This window comes from Halorussus marinus, from assembly GCF_004521895.1.
Lineage (GTDB): Archaea > Halobacteriota > Halobacteria > Halobacteriales > Haladaptataceae > Halorussus > Halorussus marinus.
In genome coordinates this window covers 24,316-40,186 of sequence record NZ_SBIR01000003.1, presented here as the reverse complement: position 1 = coordinate 40,186, position 15,871 = coordinate 24,316, and the positions used below count along the sequence as shown (strand labels likewise).

General features: G+C 69.3%; 18 protein-coding genes and 1 tRNA gene. 13 read left to right on the top strand and 6 right to left on the bottom strand.

What is annotated here, in order from left to right:
• Positions 1-55: 55 nt before the first annotated feature.
• Positions 56-406, bottom strand: a complete 351-nt coding sequence (locus tag EPL04_RS04325; RefSeq protein WP_134669782.1) for a VOC family protein — start codon at positions 404-406, stop codon at positions 56-58.
• 352 nt (positions 407-758) lie between these two features.
• On the opposite strand from EPL04_RS04325, the gene EPL04_RS04320 reads away from it, so the two are divergent.
• From EPL04_RS04320 to EPL04_RS04310, 3 genes are read left to right on the top strand one after another with little or no spacing between them, the layout of a single operon-like run.
• Entirely contained in the window at positions 759-956 is a 198-nt protein-coding gene (locus EPL04_RS04320) for a hypothetical protein (RefSeq protein WP_134669780.1), read from the top strand.
• Between the two features lie 55 nt (positions 957-1,011).
• Complete coding sequence (locus EPL04_RS04315; protein WP_134669778.1) at positions 1,012-1,272, top strand: hypothetical protein; 261 nt, start codon at positions 1,012-1,014, stop codon at positions 1,270-1,272.
• Positions 1,273-1,326: 54 nt separating this feature from the next.
• Entirely contained in the window at positions 1,327-2,598 is a 1,272-nt protein-coding gene (locus EPL04_RS04310) for an amidohydrolase (RefSeq protein ID WP_134669776.1), read from the top strand.
• A gap of 371 nt (positions 2,599-2,969) precedes the next feature.
• Here the strand turns inward: EPL04_RS04310 and EPL04_RS04305 are convergent, their stop codons facing one another.
• Positions 2,970-3,932, bottom strand: a complete 963-nt coding sequence (locus EPL04_RS04305) for a succinylglutamate desuccinylase/aspartoacylase family protein (protein ID WP_134669774.1) — start codon at positions 3,930-3,932, stop codon at positions 2,970-2,972.
• Between the two features lie 79 nt (positions 3,933-4,011).
• Here EPL04_RS04305 and EPL04_RS04300 point away from each other — a divergent pair, with 79 nt between their 5' ends.
• Positions 4,012-4,560 (top strand): peptidylprolyl isomerase, encoded by a 549-nt coding sequence (locus EPL04_RS04300; protein WP_134669772.1) that lies wholly within the window; start codon positions 4,012-4,014, stop codon positions 4,558-4,560.
• A 56-nt stretch (positions 4,561-4,616) separates the two neighbouring features.
• Positions 4,617-4,701, top strand: a tRNA-Leu gene (locus EPL04_RS04295).
• Between the two features lie 163 nt (positions 4,702-4,864).
• Here the strand turns inward: EPL04_RS04295 and EPL04_RS04290 are convergent.
• Complete coding sequence (locus EPL04_RS04290; RefSeq protein ID WP_245154523.1) at positions 4,865-7,192, bottom strand: PAS domain S-box protein; 2,328 nt, start codon at positions 7,190-7,192, stop codon at positions 4,865-4,867.
• A gap of 99 nt (positions 7,193-7,291) precedes the next feature.
• Here EPL04_RS04290 and EPL04_RS04285 point away from each other — a divergent pair, with 99 nt between their 5' ends.
• The gene (locus EPL04_RS04285; protein WP_134669770.1) at positions 7,292-7,810 is read left to right on the top strand and encodes a DUF5813 family protein; all 519 of its coding nucleotides are present in this window, start codon (positions 7,292-7,294) and stop codon (positions 7,808-7,810) included.
• A gap of 9 nt (positions 7,811-7,819) precedes the next feature.
• On the opposite strand, the gene EPL04_RS04280 is transcribed toward EPL04_RS04285, so the two are convergent.
• Both EPL04_RS04280 and EPL04_RS04275 read right to left on the bottom strand, forming a co-directional pair.
• Complete coding sequence (locus EPL04_RS04280; RefSeq protein ID WP_134669768.1) at positions 7,820-8,050, bottom strand: Lrp/AsnC family transcriptional regulator; 231 nt, start codon at positions 8,048-8,050, stop codon at positions 7,820-7,822.
• 1 nt (position 8,051) lies between these two features.
• Positions 8,052-8,756 (bottom strand): potassium channel family protein, encoded by a 705-nt coding sequence (locus tag EPL04_RS04275; RefSeq protein WP_134669766.1) that lies wholly within the window; start codon positions 8,754-8,756, stop codon positions 8,052-8,054.
• Between the two features lie 83 nt (positions 8,757-8,839).
• Here EPL04_RS04275 and EPL04_RS04270 point away from each other — a divergent pair, with 83 nt between their 5' ends.
• The 7 genes from EPL04_RS04270 to nadC all read left to right on the top strand — a co-directional run bounded on the left by EPL04_RS04270 (position 8,840) and on the right by nadC (position 15,588).
• Positions 8,840-9,070, top strand: a complete 231-nt coding sequence (locus EPL04_RS04270) for an Lrp/AsnC ligand binding domain-containing protein (protein WP_134669765.1) — start codon at positions 8,840-8,842, stop codon at positions 9,068-9,070.
• Between the two features lie 98 nt (positions 9,071-9,168).
• On the top strand, positions 9,169-9,816 hold the full coding sequence (locus tag EPL04_RS04265) for a helix-turn-helix domain-containing protein (protein ID WP_134669763.1): 648 nt from the start codon (positions 9,169-9,171) through the stop codon (positions 9,814-9,816).
• A gap of 99 nt (positions 9,817-9,915) precedes the next feature.
• Complete coding sequence (locus tag EPL04_RS04260) at positions 9,916-10,209, top strand: HalOD1 output domain-containing protein (protein WP_134669761.1); 294 nt, start codon at positions 9,916-9,918, stop codon at positions 10,207-10,209.
• A gap of 74 nt (positions 10,210-10,283) precedes the next feature.
• The gene (locus tag EPL04_RS04255) at positions 10,284-11,816 is read left to right on the top strand and encodes an amidohydrolase (RefSeq protein WP_134669760.1); all 1,533 of its coding nucleotides are present in this window, start codon (positions 10,284-10,286) and stop codon (positions 11,814-11,816) included.
• A 274-nt stretch (positions 11,817-12,090) separates the two neighbouring features.
• Positions 12,091-13,224, top strand: coding sequence for a quinolinate synthase NadA (gene nadA, locus EPL04_RS04250; protein WP_134669758.1), 1,134 nt, complete (start codon positions 12,091-12,093; stop codon positions 13,222-13,224).
• Between the two features lie 2 nt (positions 13,225-13,226).
• Positions 13,227-14,789 (top strand): L-aspartate oxidase, encoded by a 1,563-nt coding sequence (locus EPL04_RS04245; protein ID WP_134669756.1) that lies wholly within the window; start codon positions 13,227-13,229, stop codon positions 14,787-14,789.
• A complete protein-coding gene (nadC, locus tag EPL04_RS04240) occupies positions 14,776-15,588 on the top strand; it encodes a carboxylating nicotinate-nucleotide diphosphorylase (protein WP_134669754.1) in 813 nt (270 codons plus the stop codon). Before EPL04_RS04245 ends, nadC begins: the two co-directional genes overlap by 14 nt.
• A gap of 67 nt (positions 15,589-15,655) precedes the next feature.
• Here nadC and EPL04_RS18630 read toward each other — a convergent pair whose 3' ends face one another.
• The gene (locus EPL04_RS18630; protein WP_167599410.1) at positions 15,656-15,814 is read right to left on the bottom strand and encodes a hypothetical protein; all 159 of its coding nucleotides are present in this window, start codon (positions 15,812-15,814) and stop codon (positions 15,656-15,658) included.
• Positions 15,815-15,871 lie beyond the last annotated feature (57 nt).

Sequence of the window (15,871 nt, the reverse complement as noted above, 5' to 3'; positions counted from 1 at the left end):
CGGGCCGAAGTGTGTTATACGTTATCGTGATTCGTTGAGGGTTCGGCGCCGCGGGTCACACCGGATCGGTCGGATGGAGGAACGTCTGGCACTCGACGGTCCGTCCGTCGGGGTCCTCCGCGAAGAACTGGTAGACCTCGTACTCGTCGTTCTCGCGGGGCTCCTCGCGGGCGCGGTCGGCGAGCGTCCGGTGCATCTCGTCGACGCCCGCCCGGTCGGGGTAGACGAACGTGAGGATGCCCTCGGTGTCCGGATCGTCGCGGTCGCAGAACCCGAGCAGTTGGTTGTCGTACTTCAGGATCGTGCAGTCGGTCTGTTCGAGCCACACCTCTGCGCCGATCTCTTCGACGTAGAAGTCGACGATACGTTCCAGGTCGGTCGTCCCGAAGAAGGTAATCGCGCTCACATCTCGACGGTCGGACGCCGCCGACAAAAAGCCACCCCCGGTGAGCCGGCCGTTTACCCCGCCCATCGGTCGATCGCCCGATATAGAGACCTATATTGAACAATTAGCGAGCCTTTTTACTATCCGATGGCTCGGAGAAAGCGTGGCGTGCGTCGCCCCCGATTCGCCGTCGCCTGGAACCGCCTGTCATCCGGCCCGCTGTGCTCGCACGCCACACGCCAGTCACTACAGCCACCGCCGCCGCGCCGTTTCTCTCCTGTTCGGGGCGCCGGTCCGCGCCCCGAACCGAGCCGTTAACTGTGCCAGAGTCCGAACGTGGCGATATGCGCGAACGATTCGAGGGTGGTCGGTGATGGGCTCGGACGAGAAACTCCGGTTCGGTGCCGCGCTCGCGATCGGCGTCGTCGCACCCGGCCTCGCCCACTACGCGCTGAGCGCCGCGGGGCACGGGACGCTCGGGTCGCTCGTGTGGGCGAGCGGCTATCTCACCGCGATGATCGCGATCTGGTTCGTCTGGATTCGGCCCCTCGACTTGCGTGGTACGACGTGATCACGGGGGTATAGCGGAACTTTAAAGGGTATTTCGGCTCGATTCTCAGCCAAGGATGTTCGAGTTCGTACCACTGCCCCTGGTCGACGACTTCGTGAACCAGTACAACGCCGGCCAGGCGTTGTTGCTGTTGTTCGTGCTCTCGCTGCTGGCGGCCATCCCGCTGGGCTCCCGGAAAGTCCTGTCGCTTAACGCCACCGCGTTCGGGCTGATCTTCCTCATCACGCCCGCCGACCTCGCGCCCCTCCAGTTCAAGTTCCTCGGTATCGCGCTCCTCGTGGTCGCGCCGGTGCTGTACGTCACCGCGAAGCGATAGTCCGATTGCCGACACCGTCACTCCTTTGTCCGTTTGCGATCGTCTCTCAGTATCATGGCCCAGACGAGCGAGCAGACGCTGACAGAACTGCGCAGAGACCTCCACGAGCGACCGGAGGCCGGCTGGAAGGAGTTCCGGACGACCGCGCTGGTCGCCGAGGAACTCGACGAACTCGGCTACGAGATCCACCTCGGCGAGGCGGCGGTCGCGGCCGACGCCCGACTCGGGGTACCGGGCGACGACGAGATCGACGCCGCGATCGAACGCGCCCGCGAGGAGGGCGCTCCCGAGGCGTACCTCGACCGGACCGGCGGCATCACCGGGCTGGTCGCCGAGCGCGCCTTCGGCGACGCCACCGGGCCCGCGGTCGGCGTCCGGGTCGACATCGACGCGCTCGAACGCGCCGAGGCGACCGACGACGACCATCGGCCGGCCCGCGAGGGGTTCGCGAGCACCCATCCCGAGGAGATGCACGCCTGCGGCCACGACGGCCACACCGCCATCGGCGTGGGCATCGCTCGGGAGTTCGCCGAGAACGACGGCTTCGACGGCACCCTCAAACTCTTCTTCCAGCCCGCCGAGGAGGGCGGTCGCGGCGGGAAACCGATGAGCGAGACCGACCACCTCGCGGACCTCGACTACCTGCTGGCGCTCCACCTCGGGCTCGGACTGGAGACCGGCACCGTCGTGGCGAGCTACGAGCGCCCGCTGGCCAACGCGAAGCTCGACGTGGTCTTCGAGGGCGAGCCGGCTCACGCGGGCGGGCGGCCAAACGAGGGCCGCAACGCCCTGCAGGCGGCCGCGACCGCCGTCCAGAACCTCTATGCGATCCCGCGCCACGAGGACGGCGCGACCCGGATCAACGTCGGGAAGGTCCACTCGCCGAACGCTCAGAACGTCATCGCCGAGCGCGCCGAGATGCGTGTCGAGGTCCGGGGCCGGACCGCCGACCTCAACGAGTACATGCTCGGGAAGGCCGAGCGCGTTCTCGATGCCGCCGCGGAGATGCACGACGTCGACCTCTCGACCAGCCTGTACGGGAAGACAACGACCTTCGGCGCCGACGATGCGGTGGTCGAGGCGGTGCTGGACGCGGCGCCCGAGGCCGCGGGCGTCGAGGAAGTCCGCGAGCGCAAGGAGTTCGGCGGGAGCGAAGACGCCTCGTATCTCATCCGGCGGGTTCAGGAGGAAGGCGGACGGGCGACCTACCTCGGGATCGGCGCGAGCAACCCCGCGGGCCACCACACCGCCTACTTCGACATCGAGGAGGAGTCGCTCGACATCGGCGTCGGCGTGGTCGCCGAGACGATCCGAAGCCTCGACTAAGTCGGCTCGGGCCCGCGACGGCGCTCGCGGCGCGCCAGACGTGTCTTTTATCTAACTTAATCGGCGTTCAGCGAGCATATTAGTGGCTCCCGCTCGAAGCGACGCGTGGCGCTCGCGCCTTCGACGACGGCAGTTGGGTCTCTTCAGGGCGGCGGCGTCGACCGCCGTCCACTCGACCGCCCAGCGCGCTCCGATCGCGACGGCGCGCAGGTCACCCCCGCTGACGCGATAGATTGCAGTCGCCGCCCTCGACCGATTCGCGAATCCAGACGACGCTCAGTTGCGACGCGACAACGCCAGCCCTCTGCCGCGAGGACGCTCGACCCGACCTGTCGTCGAGTCCTCTGATGGGACTGTCGGGCGCTATCCGGCTACTCGCGGCGCCACGCCACGTTCAGGAGCGTGTCGCCTCCGGCGACCGTCGCCTCTTGGGCCAGCGAGTAGAGGATACCGTCCCGATCTGCCCGCGCTTCTTGGAGCACCTCGTAGGAGGCGGGATCGTACAGCGTCCCGAGGTGTTCGCCCTCCTCGACCTCATCGCCGACCGCGTGGTCGGGGCTCGCCCGAAACAGCCCCGAGTCGTCGGCGGTGACCCGCCCGAGGTGGTTGCGCGCCAGCGTCGGATCGCCGTTCTCCTCGATCGCGCCGTCGAGCACGCCGAGGTGCCGGAACGCGTTCAGCGTGCCGACGACCCCGCGCTCGACGGCGTCCTCGACGATCTGCTTGTTGTGCGCGAGTTCGGGCGTGATCGAGGGGATGCCCTCGTCGGTGGCCGCGACCCGGAGCTTGCCGCCGAAATCCCGGGCCGCCCACTCGGCGTCGGCGTCCTCGCCCGCCTCCTCAGAGAGCAGGAGGTCGGTGCCAAACGCCTCGGCGAGCGCCCGCGACTCCTCGTCGCCCTCCATGAACACGACGTGGGTCAGGTAGTTCGGGCCGCCGGTGTGGAGGTCGACGATGGCGTCGGCGTCGCCGGCGTACTCCCAGAGCGCGGCGGCCATCCGCTGGTGGAGCGTCCCGTCGGGGTCGCCCGGCCAGACGCGGTTCATGTTCGGGTTGACGCTGTCGAACTGCTCGGGAGTCGTGTACGAGACGTGATCGAAGGTCAGCGGGTCGGCGACCGGCACCGCGACGATCCGGCCGGCCCCCTCGGCGTCGAGCAGGCGGTCGTGGACCCGCCGGAGAGTTTCGGTGCCGTTGATTTCCTGACCGTGCTGGGCCGCCTGCACGTAGACGGTCGGCCCGTCGGCCGCGCCCTCGTAGGTGTGGACGGTCGTGGCGATCTCGACGCCCGACGGGAGTCGCGCGAGCGTCAGTCGGTCTGCGGTGTGGTCCATCGTCTCACGCCTCGCCGCCGCGGTAGTTGAATGTCCGGTCTCCGGCAGGGTTTTCCCTCCGGCCGCCCTCCGATGAGCCATGGCAGACGAGCTAACGGCGACGCTTCACACGAATCGCGGCGACATCGAGGTCCGACTGTTCGACGAGCGCGCGCCGACGACGGTCGAGAACTTCGCCAATCTCGCGAAACACGACCCCGCGGCCGACGCCGAGCCCGCTCCGGAGACGAAGACGTGGGCCGACCCCGAGACCGGCGAGGTGCGGGGCGACGCGCTGTACGACGACGTGGTGTTCCACCGGATCATCGAGGACTTCATGATTCAGGGCGGCGACCCGACCGAGACCGGCCGCGGCGGCCCCGGCTACGAGTTCGAAGACGAGTTCCACGACGAGCTCCGCCACGACGACGCCGGCGTCCTCTCGATGGCCAACAGCGGCCCGGACACCAACGGTTCGCAGTTCTTCATCACGCTGGACGCCCAGCCCCACCTCGACGACAAGCACGCCGTCTTCGGCGAGGTCGTTGACGGAATGGACGTCGTCGAGGAGATCGGGTCGGTCGAGACCGATCGCAACGACCAGCCCCGCGAGGACGTGGTGCTCGAATCGGTCGAGATCCACGAGTAGTCGCCCGGCTTTCGGACCGAAACCCACTTCTTGACCGACAGACAACCCCGAACCGCGCGAGGGTTGCCCAGCCTGGCCAACGGCGGCGGGCTTAAGACCCGCTCCTGTAGAGGTCCATGGGTTCGAATCCCATCCCTCGCATACCGACCGTCTTATCGCGAGCGTGGCCGGCGGCGACGCTCGATCGATACAAAGCTCGATCGAAAAGCCTGGGCTCGTCCCTCCGGCCCTCGCTCGGCCCGCTCGCTCCCGTCGGTCGCTCGCGCCACGACTACTTGCGCGCTACGGCATGGCGACCGCTCGGCTACTCTCCGCCGTCGGCCGCCGGTCGCGTCACGCCGCGGATCTCGAAGCGCGCGCCGCCGTCGGTTCCCTCGGTCGCGGCGACCTCCCAGCCGTGGACCTCCGCGATGTCGCGGACGACCGCGAGCCCGATGCCGGTCCCGCTCCCCGACGTGTAGCCGTACTCGAACACCTCCTCGCGCTTGTCGGGTGAGATCCCGGGCCCGTCGTCTTCGACGTAGAAGCCGTCGTCGAGGTGTCCGACGCGGACGGTCGCGCCGCCGGCCGCGTCGTCGGCCGACGCCGCGTCCGGCGAGCCGTACTCCATCGCGTTGCGAAACAGGTTCTCCAGCACGGTCTTGAGCTGGTCGGCGTCTGCCACCACGCTTCCCGTCTCGTCCCCGACGACCAGCGTCGCGTCGGGCGTCTCGACGGTCTGCCATGCCTGCTCGGCGACGCCGGCGACCGCGACCGCCTCGGTCGCGGCGACCCCCTGCCCGCCGCGGCTCGTCGTGAGCAGGTTCCGGATGATGGTCTCCATCCGGTCGAGCGCGCGCTCGATCTGGTCGAAGTCACCGGGGTCGCCGTCGTCCCGGGCCATGTCGAGGTAGATCTGGGCGATCTCCAGCGGGTTCCGGAGCCCGTGGGAGATGACGCTCGCGAACCGCTCCAGTCGGCGCTCGCGCTCCTTGCGCTCGGTGATGTCAAGCGACATGGTCATCCCGGAGGTGACGGTCCCGTCCTCGCGGTCGACCGGGACCGCGTAGACGACCCACTCCCGGCCGGCGTACGTGATCTCGATCGACTCCTCGTCGCCGTCGAGGGCGGCGTCCATCGTCTCCTCGATGGTCTCGGCGACCGTCTCGTCGTTCCACACGTCGGTCGGCGTTCGACCCTCGACGTCCGCCGGGGCGAGATCGAGCGAGTCGAACGCTTCGCCGGCCGCGACCGTGTACCGGTGGTCGTCGTCGAACAGCGTGACGATCCCGTTCGGGAAGTTCTCGGCGAGCGTGCGGTATCGGCGCTCGGAGTCGGCGAGCGCCCGCTCGCGGTCGATCCGCTCGGACACGTCCCGGAAGTACACTGACACGCCGGTCTCGGAGGGGTAGACGCTGGCCTCCACCCAGAGGTCGAGGGGCTCGAAGTACACCTCGTAGCTGGTGGCGGTCTGGGTGTCGACCGCCTCGTGGAAGCTCCCCCAGACGTCGTCGTCGTCGGCGGCCTCGGGGAACACCTCCCAGAGGCGCTCGCCGAGCAGTTCCGACTCCGAGCGCTGGAGGAGCTCTTGGGCGCGGTCGTTGACGTGGGTGAACCGGAACTCCTCGTCGAGCGCGTAGAAGGCGTCCGAGACCCGTCCGAGAATCTCCGCCAGTTCGGTTTCGAGTTCGCGCTCGCGTCGCTTGAGGTCGGTCACGTCCTCGCCCGCGACGATCACCCGTTCGAGGCCGCCGTCGGCGTCGAACACCGGCGCGGCGCTCACCGAGAGCCACCGGCGCTCGCCGTCGGCCGACTCTATGGGGACGAGTTCGTCGGAGACGGGCTCGCCGGTCTCCCGGACCCGTGCCGTCGGGAACGCCTCGCTCCCGCCACCCGCGTCCGGGACCGCTCTCTCGTCGAGGCCCCACCCGGTTTCGCCGAACAGCTCTCGGGCGCGTTCGTTCGCCAACTGCACCTCGCCCTCGGCGTCACGCACGGCGAGGGCCACCGGCGACGTCTTGAGCAACTGTCGGGTCTGGTCGCGCTCGCGGCGGAACCGCTGTTCGCGCTCGCGGCGCTCGGTCATGTCGCGGGTCACCTTCGCGAACCCTTCGAGCGTCCCGTCGTCGTCCCGGATGGCGGTGAGGACGATGTTCGCCCAGAACCGCGAGCCGTCCGCCCGGACCCGCCACCCCTCGTCTTCGGTGCGGCCCCGCTCGGCCGCGGCCGCGAGGTTCCGCTCGGGGACGCCGGCCTCGACGTCCTCGGTCGTGTAGAACGTCGAGAAGTGTTCGCCGATGATCTCGCGTTCGTCGTATCCCTTGATCGCGCTGGCCCCGGAGTTCCACGTCACGACCCGCCCTTCGGGGTCGAGCATGAAGATGGCGTACTCCTCGACCGCGTCGACGAGCGAGCGGAATCGAGCCGCTCCGAGCGCCTCGGGGTCCGGCGACCGCCACCACACCCGCTCGCCGCCGACGGACTTGGTCTCGGCGTCGCCGCGCTCGACGAGTTCGTCGAGGCGCTCGGCCGCCGCCTCCCGAGCGCCGCCGAACTCGGCTGCGATCTCGCCCGCGGTGACCGGTTCGCCCGCCGAACCGATCGCTTCGAGCGCTCCCAGCATCTCGGCGATCGTCCCGCCCCCGGAATCCATAGCGTCTGTATGTGTACTGAGCGGTATAGTGATTTTGATGGGCGCCGGTCGCATCCCAGTCGAAACTCACATTCCCCCGACTCCCCTACTCTCGCCCGAATGACCGACGACTCCGCCGAGCGAGCCTTTCGCCGTCATCCCGACTTCGAGCCGACCGACGGCGGCGCGTTCGCCGTGACTTCCACGCCGTTCGAGAACACCACCGTCGCGGATGACGGCGCGTACCGCGTGACCGTCCGGGCGCCCGAGATCGACGCCGTCGTCGCGGGCGAGACCGTCGCCGACGTGGTCGCGGACGGCTGGTTCGAGACGCTCGAACGCCGACTCGACGACGTCCACGCGGTCGCCGAGACCGACGACGCCGACCCGCCCGAGATACGCCGCGAGGGCGAGGCGGTCTCGGTCGTCGTCGAGTTCGCCCGCGAGGACCCCGCCGGCGCGCCCGACGACGCGAAGGCGATCGTCGACTACGTCGAGGGGACGTGGGTCCAGGGGATCATCCCCGGCTACGACTACCGAGAGCCGGCCGCGAGCCTGCTCGACCGGGCGACTCAAAACTACGACGACGAGCCCGGCGACGACGCGCCCGACGGTCCGTCGGGCGCCCCGCCGCTCTGAGCGGTTACGTCAGTCCATCGCGATGTACGTCTGGGTGTCCTCGACCCCCGCGACGTGCTGGATCCCGTCGGCCGCGATCTCCTTGACCGCCGCGGGCGACTCGACGTCGACCTTGGCGATGATGTCGACGTCGCCGGCCACGATGTGCGCGTCGTCGACCCCCTCGATGTCGAGGATCTGGGATTTCAGCCGGTCGGCCTCGCCGGTGTTGGCCTTGACCATGACGTAGGCGGTGACCATCTCAGTTCCCCCCCGCGTTCGCGGTCAGTTCGTCGGCCGCCCCGCGGCTCGCGTCGCCGACCAGGATCCGCCGCACGTCCTCTAACACGTCGAAGTCGGCGAGCACCGCCACCCGGTCGCCGACCCCGATCGAGTCGTCGGGCAGGGGAATGTCCATCGACTCGTCGCGTTTGCCGAACGCGAGGATCCGGGCGTCGGCCGGGATCGAGAGCTCGCTGATCGAGTAGCCTTTCACGGGCGACTCGTCGGTGATCGTGAGCTCGACCACCTGGAGGTTCTGGGCGATGTCGGCGATCGCGCGGATGTTGCCGCCGAGCAACGCGTTTTTCGCGCCGATCGCGCCGAGTCGCTCGGGGTAGACTACCTCGTCGACGTCGCTGGCGAACTTCCGGTAGATGTCCTCGCGGTAGTCCTCGTCGATCCGCAGGACCGTCCGACAGCCAAAGTGCTTGGCGACCATACACGCCGCGAAGTTGACGTTGAGATCCCCGGTCAGCGCCCCGAGCGCGTCGGCGCTCTCCAGGTCGACCTGATCTAAGACCGCCTCGCGGGCGCCGTCGCCCTCGACCACCTCGAACTCGTCGTTGCGGGCGCGCTCGGCCTTGTTGGCGTCTCGCTCCACGATGGTGACGTCGTGGCCCTCCTCGCGTAGCACGCGGGCGGTCCGGAGGCCGACCCGTCCCGCACCGATGATAACAAATCGCATGATAGTCGTTACGCGCGACGGCCTGAATAATGTTACTACGCCCCAAAGGTTTTTCTCGCGTGGTACTGAACCACACACTACGGATGGTTCACGCGTTTATTATGGTAGAAACCGCCGCAGGGCGCTCTGAAGACATCGTGGAGTCGGTCCGGGCGCTCGACGCCGTCTCGGAGGCCCACATCGTGGCGGGGGAGTTCGATATCATCGCGGAGGCCGACGCCGAGGAAGTGTACGACGTGCTTCACGCCTCCTCGACCGACATCTCGGGGATGGAGGGGGTCGCGAAGACCAAGACGTACATGGCGCTCGACTGATCGGTCGGAACCGATCTGTCGCCTCCTTCTCGTGGGGTCGACCACTGCGTGTCCCCACGTCCCCAACCGACTTGGTCGTCGCGCCCGAACCGCGTACGATGAGCGTTATCGCGGAGGTGACGGTCCCCGTCGCGGACTTCCCGCTCGGGCGAGCACTGACCGCGGCTCCCGAGATGCGGATCGAACTCGAACGGGTCGTCCCGACCGGCGAGGGCGTCATGCCGTTCTTCTGGGTGTGGGGCGACGACGTCGACTCGTTCGTCGCGGCGCTCGAATCCAACCCCGCCGTCGACCGGGTGGCGGTCCTCGACCGCCTCGACGACGGCGCGCTCGTGGAGGCGGTCTGGAGCGACGACCCCGGGCTGATCGAGGGCGTCATCGAGTCGCGGGCGACGCTACTGGAGGTCGTCCGTCGCGAGGACTGGTGGGTGTTCCGGCTTCGGTCGCCCGACCACGGGGCCATCGCCGGCCTCCAGCGCTACTGCGCCGACAACGGCGTCGACCTCCGGCTCAACTGGATCCACACCCTCTCGGAGTTCGACGCGGGCGAACAGTACGGGCTGACCGACGACCAGCGCGAGACGCTGGTCGCGGCCTTCGAGGCGGGCTACTTCGACGATCCGCGCGGGACGTCGCTGGCGGCGCTCGGCGAGCGGTTCGGCATCTCGCCGCGCGCGGTGTCGAAGCGACTTCGGCGCGGGCTCCGGAACCTCGTGGACGCCGCGCTCGCCGACCACGACCGGTGACGTATAAACCCGTTCGGTGGCGAACCATCAGTAGGTACTGGGGATCGTCCCGAACACATCGCAAGGACTGCGCCGGAAGCGCTCTGGCGGACCGTACCTATGATCGAACACAGATCCCACCAGCAGGACGCACAGACGGTACTGACGCGCGAAGTCGGCGGCGACGAACGAGTGAGCGAGGCGGTGGTCGCGGCGGTGACCGCCGCTTCGAACGTCGATCCGGCCGAGATGGCTCCCCTCGCCGAATCGGTCGACCCCGACGCGCTCGATGCGCTGTTCGCCGACAGATACGACGGAACGCCCCGCGCGGACGGGACCGCGCGGTTCGGTTTCTTCGACTACGAGGTCGTGGTGACCGACGCGTCCGAGGTCACGGTTCGGGGCGGCCGGTAACGGCCGATCGGCCGGCGCGCAAGCGGCCCGCCGGTTCCCCAACGATTATCGCCTCGCGCCCGCAGGCTCTGAGTATGACAGCGCCGGCTGACATCCTGTTCACGAACGCCGACGTCCACACGCTCGAGGAGTCCGACCGGACCGCCGAGGCGGTCGCGGTGCGGGACGGCGAGGTCGCCCGCGTCGACTCGGCTTACGAGGTCGAGTTCCTCGACGGCGTCGAGACGGAGGTTGTCGATCTCGGCGGGCGGACCCTGCTCCCGGGGTTCATCGACGCCCACACCCACCTCCAGCACCTCGGTCGCTCGCTGGTCTACGCCGACCTCTCGGGGGCCGACTCGCCGACCGACGCGGTCGAGCGCGTCGCCGACGCCGCCGACACCGACCGCGAGTGGGTCCTCGGGTTCGGCTACGACGAGAGTACGTGGGACGACTCCCGATACCTCACCCGTGCCGATCTCGATCGAGTGAGCGAGGAGCGGCCGGTCGCGGCGTTCCGCGAGGACATGCACATCGCGGCGGTCAACTCCGTCGCGCTCGACCGGTACGGCGACGAGATGCCCGACGCCGACGTGAAGGCCGAGGGCGGCGAGCCGACCGGCGTCATCGTCGAGGAGGCGGTCGACGTCGTCTACGAGGCCATCGAACCGGACGCCGCGGAGATGCGCGAACTCCTCGAGGCGGCCCAGCGGGAGGCCAACCGCAAGGGCGTGACGGGCGTCCACGACATGGTCCGGAACTCGCGGGCTCCGGAGGTGTACCGCGAGATGGACCTCGACGACGACCTGTCGCTCCGGGTCCGGCTCAACTACTGGTCGGACCACCTCGACGCCCTGATCGAGACGGGGCTCCGGACGAACCACGGCTCGGAGTTCGTCGCGGTCGGGGGCGTCAAGACGTTCACCGACGGGAGCCTCGGCGGCCGGACCGCGAAGCTCTCGGAGCCGTACGCCGACGCCGACGGCGAGACCGGCCAGTGGGTGGTCGATCCCGAGTCGCTCCGGGCGTTCGTCGAGGAGGCCGCCGACGCGGGCTATCAGCTGACCGCCCACGCCATCGGCGACGAGGCGGTCCGAGAGGTGCTGGCCGCGTACGACGACACCGACGACCCCGGCGAGGCCCGCCACCGGGTCGAGCACGCCGAACTCACCGACGACGACGCGCTCGATCGGTTCGCCGACTCGGGCGCGGTCGCGTCGGTCCAGCCGAACTTCCTGAAGTGGGCCCGGGAGGGCGGCCTCTACGACGACCGGATCGGCACCGAGCGCCGCGAGCGCTCGAACCGCTACGCCGACATGCTCGAAGCCGGCGTGAACCTCGCGTTCGGGAGCGACTGTATGCCCCTCGACCCCCTGCTCGGGATCCACCAGACCGTCAACGCGCCCGCCGACTGCCAGCGCCTCTCGGTCACCGAGGCGGTCCGGGCCTACACCGGCGGGGCGGCGTACGCGGGCTTCGACGAGGATCGACTCGGGACGGTCGAACCGGGCAAAAGGGCCGACTTCACGGTGCTTGAGCGCTCGCCGTGGGACCACCCCGAGGCGATCGAGGACATCGACGTGGCGATGACCGTCGTCGACGGCGAGGTCGTCTACGACGGACGATAAACCCGCGAGACTATCGACGAGGGGCGGTAGACCGGCGGAATCGTCGGCGGCGGCGAGTCGGATACCGGAATCTTCGACGACGTAACTGTCGGAGGCGTGCGCGCCGCGCTTTTCTCCGCGGCTCTCTCGGAGAATCCTATTCGAAGCTATCTAAACAGACCTCTCCTCACTCTGTTCGCTCTTCGTCGTCTTCTTGAGCTCCGAACCGCGTCTGTGAAGAGAAAATATTTTCAATACAGTCCTATGATGCCTAGAGAACTCGGTGCAAACGACTGTGCCAAAAATGGAAACAGCAGACATCGAAACGGAACTGAGCCTCTTCAAATACGACGACGTCGAGCAGTTACCCGAAACGTATCGGGGATTGAGCGAAGAAGAGCGAACGGAGCGCATCGCGGCCGCGAAGGCCGAACTGGGCGACGACGTCGTGATACTGGGCCACAACTACCAGCGCCGGGAGATCGTCGAGCACGCCGACTTCGTCGGCGACTCCTACCAGTTGAGCGTCGAGGCGGCCGAGGCCGACGCCGAGTACGTCGTCTTCGGGGGCGTGACGTTCATGGCCGAGTCGGCCGACATCATCACCGGCGACGACCAGACGGTCCTCCTGCCCTCGATGGAGGCGTCGTGTCCGATGGCGGGGATGGCAGAAGCCCTGCAGGTGGACGCGGCGTGGGCCGAGATCACTGACGCCGCGCCCGACGCCGAGATCGTCCCGGTCACGTACATGAACTCCTACGCCGACCTGAAGGCGTTCTGCGCCGAGCAGGGCGGGGCGGTCTGTACCTCCTCGAACGCCCACGACGTGTTCGAGTGGGCGCTCGACAGGGGCGACAAGGTGCTGTTCCTGCCCGACAAGCACCTCGGCGAGAACACCGCCCACCGGCTCGGCATGGCCGACGAGATCGCCGAGTGGGACCCGTGGGATCCCGCGGGCAAGTCGGCCGCGGAGGTCGCGGCGGCCGACATCGTCCTCTGGGACGGCTACTGTCAGGTCCACGAGCGCTTCGGGGCCGACCACGTCGAGCGGATACGCGACGACCACCCCGAGGCCGAGGTGGTCGTCCACCCCGAGTGCCGCCGAGAGGTCGTCGAGGCCGCCGACGTGGCGGGGTCGACGTCGACCATCACCCGGACGATCGAGGCGGCCGACCCCGGCGAGACGTGGGCCGTCGGGACGGAGATCCACCTCGTGAACCACCTCCAGCGGTGGCACCCCGAGGTGAACGTCGTGCCCCTCTGCGGGGAGGCCTGCATGGACTGCAACGCGATGCGCCAGATCGACCCCAACTACCTGACGTGGGTGCTAGAGGAACTGGTCGCCGGGCGCGAACGCAACGTCGTCGAGGTCCCGCCCCGGGAGGCGAAACTGGCGAACGTGGCGATGGAGCGCATGCTGGAGCTATGACGATGCACGAACGCCACACCCCATCGGAGCCCGACGTACTCGACGCTCCGACAGAGACCGACGTCCTCGTCGTCGGAAGCGGTATCGCGGGCTGTGCGACCGCGCTCGCGGCCGCACGCGAGGGTGCGGACGTGCTCCTCGTCACGAAGGCGACTCGGCCCGAGGAGACCACCACCCATTGGGCGCAGGGCGGGGTCGCCATCGCCCGGAGCGATCCCGAGTCGTTCGAGCAGGACGTGCTCGCCGCCAGCGCCGCCACCGCCGACCCCGAAGCCGTGGCGGTGCTGGTCGACGAATCGCGCGAGGCGGTCGAGGACGTACTGGTCGAGACGCTCGAGGTGCCCTTCGACCGCGTGGCGGACGAGTCCGACTCCGCCGGGTTCGACTTCGCCCGCGAGGCCGCCCACTCCGAGGAGCGCATCCTGCACGTCGACGCCAGCACCGGCAAGCACGTCCTCGGACCGTTCCTGAATCATCTCGACGCCCACGAACGCGTGACGTTGCGAGAGGACACCGCCGCGCTCGACCTGATCGCCGACGAGGACCGGGTCCACGGCGCGGTCGTGGAGACCGACGGCGAGACGGCCCCGGTCTTCGCGGGCGCGACCGTCCTCGCCACCGGCGGAATCGGCGCGCTCTACGAGCGCTCGACCAACCCGGCGACCGCGACGGGCGACGGCATCGCGATGGCCGCGCTGGCGGGGGCAGACGTCGAAGACGTGGCCTACATCCAGTTTCACCCCACTGCGTACGCGGGCGAGGACCCCTTCCTCGTCAGCGAGGCGGTCCGGGGCGAGGGCGCGCTCCTCCGGAACGGGGACGGCGAGCGCTTCATGCCCGACTACCACGAGGACGCCGAACTGGCCCCCCGCGACGTGGTCGCCCGCGCCGTCGCCGACGAGCGCGAGCGCACGGGCGAGGTCGCGCTGGACGTGGGGCCCGTCGAGTTCGCCGGGGAGTTTCCCGACCTCGCGGCCAAGTGCGAGGCTCGGGGCGTCGACTGGCGCGAGGGGATTCCGGTCGAACCGAGCGAGCACTTCCTCTGTGGCGGGATCGCGGTGGACGACCGCGGCCGGACCGACCTCGACCGGCTGTTCGCGGTCGGCGAGTGTGCCCGGACCGGCGTCCACGGCGCGAACCGCCTCGCCTCGACGAGCCTGCTGGAGGGGCTGGTCTGGGGCCTGCGCGCCGGGGAGTCGGCGGCCGACGAGTCGGCGACCGGCCTCGACCACGACCGCGTCGACGCGCCGGACTGCCGCGACAGCGACCCCAACCTCCCCGAGGGGTTCGCCCGCGGGAAGTTCGTCCGCCTGCGTCGCGTGATGGACGACCGGGTGGGACTCCGGCGGACGCCCGAGGGACTCGAGCGGGCGACGGCGGTCCTTCGGCGGCTCAAGGGTGAGGTCGACGCCTACACGCGCACCCGGACGAGTCGGAGCCTCTACGAGCTCAGAAACGCCAGCGTCGTCGCGCTCCTCGTCGCGCGCGAGGCGATGGCGGCCGAGCCGGTGGGCTGTCACGCGCTGGCGGACGCCGAGGAGGTGACCGCGAATGCGAGTGACTGACCGGACGGTCGAGGAGTGGCTCCGAGAGGACGTGGGCCACCGCGACGTGACCAACCACGTTCCCGGCGAGACCACAGGTCGCCTCGTCGCGAAGGAGGGCGGCGTCGCGGCGGGACTCGACGCCGCCGGGGCCGTCTTCGAGTACCTCGACGCGGACTGCGAAGCGACCGCGGAAGCCGGCGACAGGATCGCACCGGGAGAGACGGTTCTCGCGGTCGAAGGGCCCGCGGAATCGGTCCTCCGGGGCGAGCGCGTCGCGGTCAACATCGCGGGCCACGCCTCGGGGGTGGCGACGAAGACTCGCCGGGCGGTCGAAGCGGTTCGCGAGGTGAACGACGACGTCGCCGTCGCGGCCACCCGCAAGACCACGCCCGGCCTCCGCGGGGTGGAGAAGCGCGCGGTCGCGGCCGGGGGCGGAGACACCCACCGACTCACGCTGTCGGGGCTGGTGATGGTCAAGGACAACCACGTCGCCGAGATGGGGCTGGAGGATGCGGTGGCGCACTTCCGCGCCGAGAAGTCGTTCGCGACGAAGATCGAGGTCGAGGTCGAATCCCCCGACGACGCCGTCCGGGCCGCCGAGGCCGGGGCGGACGTCGTGCTGTTAGACAACATGGACCCCGAGACGGTCCGCGAGAGCGTCGAGACGCTCCCGGACGGCGTTCTCGCCGAGGCGAGCGGTGGGATCACCGTCGAAGCCGTTCGGGAGTACGCGGCCACCGGCGTGGACGTGATCTCGATGGGGTCGCTGACCCACTCGGCGGCGTCGCTGGACCTGTCGTTCCGGACCGGCGAGTAGCGACCGAACGGGGCGACTGGGACCCGCGGCGAACACGGCCGAGAGCTGGGGCGGTCGGCCCTGTCGGCTACTCCGCGTCGTCGGGCGCTGGCGACTCGGTCGGGGCGGCGTCTCGGGTCGACCGATAGAGGTTGACCGCGAGCCCCGCGACGAACGCGACGAGCCCGGCCGCGCCGACCCAGAGCAGGTTCGGATGTTCGACCCCGACGTGCAACGGTGAGATCATATCACGGCCGAGACGGCCGGGCCACTAAACGGCTTCCACTTCCGGAGGCGACGTCGA

Bases quoted from the DNA above. Each gene is read 5' to 3' on its own strand.
- EPL04_RS04320 (WP_134669780.1), top strand. From the start codon at position 759: ATGGGCTCGGACGAGAAACTCCGGTTCGGTGCCGCGCTCGCGATCGGC.
- EPL04_RS04315 (WP_134669778.1), top strand. From the start codon at position 1,012: ATGTTCGAGTTCGTACCACTGCCCCTGGTCGACGACTTCGTGAACCAG.
- EPL04_RS04310 (WP_134669776.1), top strand. From the start codon at position 1,327: ATGGCCCAGACGAGCGAGCAGACGCTGACAGAACTGCGCAGAGACCTC.
- EPL04_RS04305 (WP_134669774.1), bottom strand. From the start codon at position 3,932: ATGGACCACACCGCAGACCGACTGACGCTCGCGCGACTCCCGTCGGGC.
- EPL04_RS04300 (WP_134669772.1), top strand. From the start codon at position 4,012: ATGGCAGACGAGCTAACGGCGACGCTTCACACGAATCGCGGCGACATC.
- EPL04_RS04290 (WP_245154523.1), bottom strand. From the start codon at position 7,192: ATGGATTCCGGGGGCGGGACGATCGCCGAGATGCTGGGAGCGCTCGAA.
- EPL04_RS04285 (WP_134669770.1), top strand. From the start codon at position 7,292: ATGACCGACGACTCCGCCGAGCGAGCCTTTCGCCGTCATCCCGACTTC.
- EPL04_RS04280 (WP_134669768.1), bottom strand. From the start codon at position 8,050: ATGGTCACCGCCTACGTCATGGTCAAGGCCAACACCGGCGAGGCCGAC.
- EPL04_RS04275 (WP_134669766.1), bottom strand. From the start codon at position 8,756: ATGCGATTTGTTATCATCGGTGCGGGACGGGTCGGCCTCCGGACCGCC.
- EPL04_RS04270 (WP_134669765.1), top strand. From the start codon at position 8,840: ATGGTTCACGCGTTTATTATGGTAGAAACCGCCGCAGGGCGCTCTGAA.
- EPL04_RS04265 (WP_134669763.1), top strand. From the start codon at position 9,169: ATGAGCGTTATCGCGGAGGTGACGGTCCCCGTCGCGGACTTCCCGCTC.
- EPL04_RS04260 (WP_134669761.1), top strand. From the start codon at position 9,916: ATGATCGAACACAGATCCCACCAGCAGGACGCACAGACGGTACTGACG.
- EPL04_RS04255 (WP_134669760.1), top strand. From the start codon at position 10,284: ATGACAGCGCCGGCTGACATCCTGTTCACGAACGCCGACGTCCACACG.
- EPL04_RS04245 (WP_134669756.1), top strand. From the start codon at position 13,227: ATGCACGAACGCCACACCCCATCGGAGCCCGACGTACTCGACGCTCCG.
- nadC (WP_134669754.1), top strand. From the start codon at position 14,776: ATGCGAGTGACTGACCGGACGGTCGAGGAGTGGCTCCGAGAGGACGTG.
- EPL04_RS18630 (WP_167599410.1), bottom strand. From the start codon at position 15,814: ATGATCTCACCGTTGCACGTCGGGGTCGAACATCCGAACCTGCTCTGG.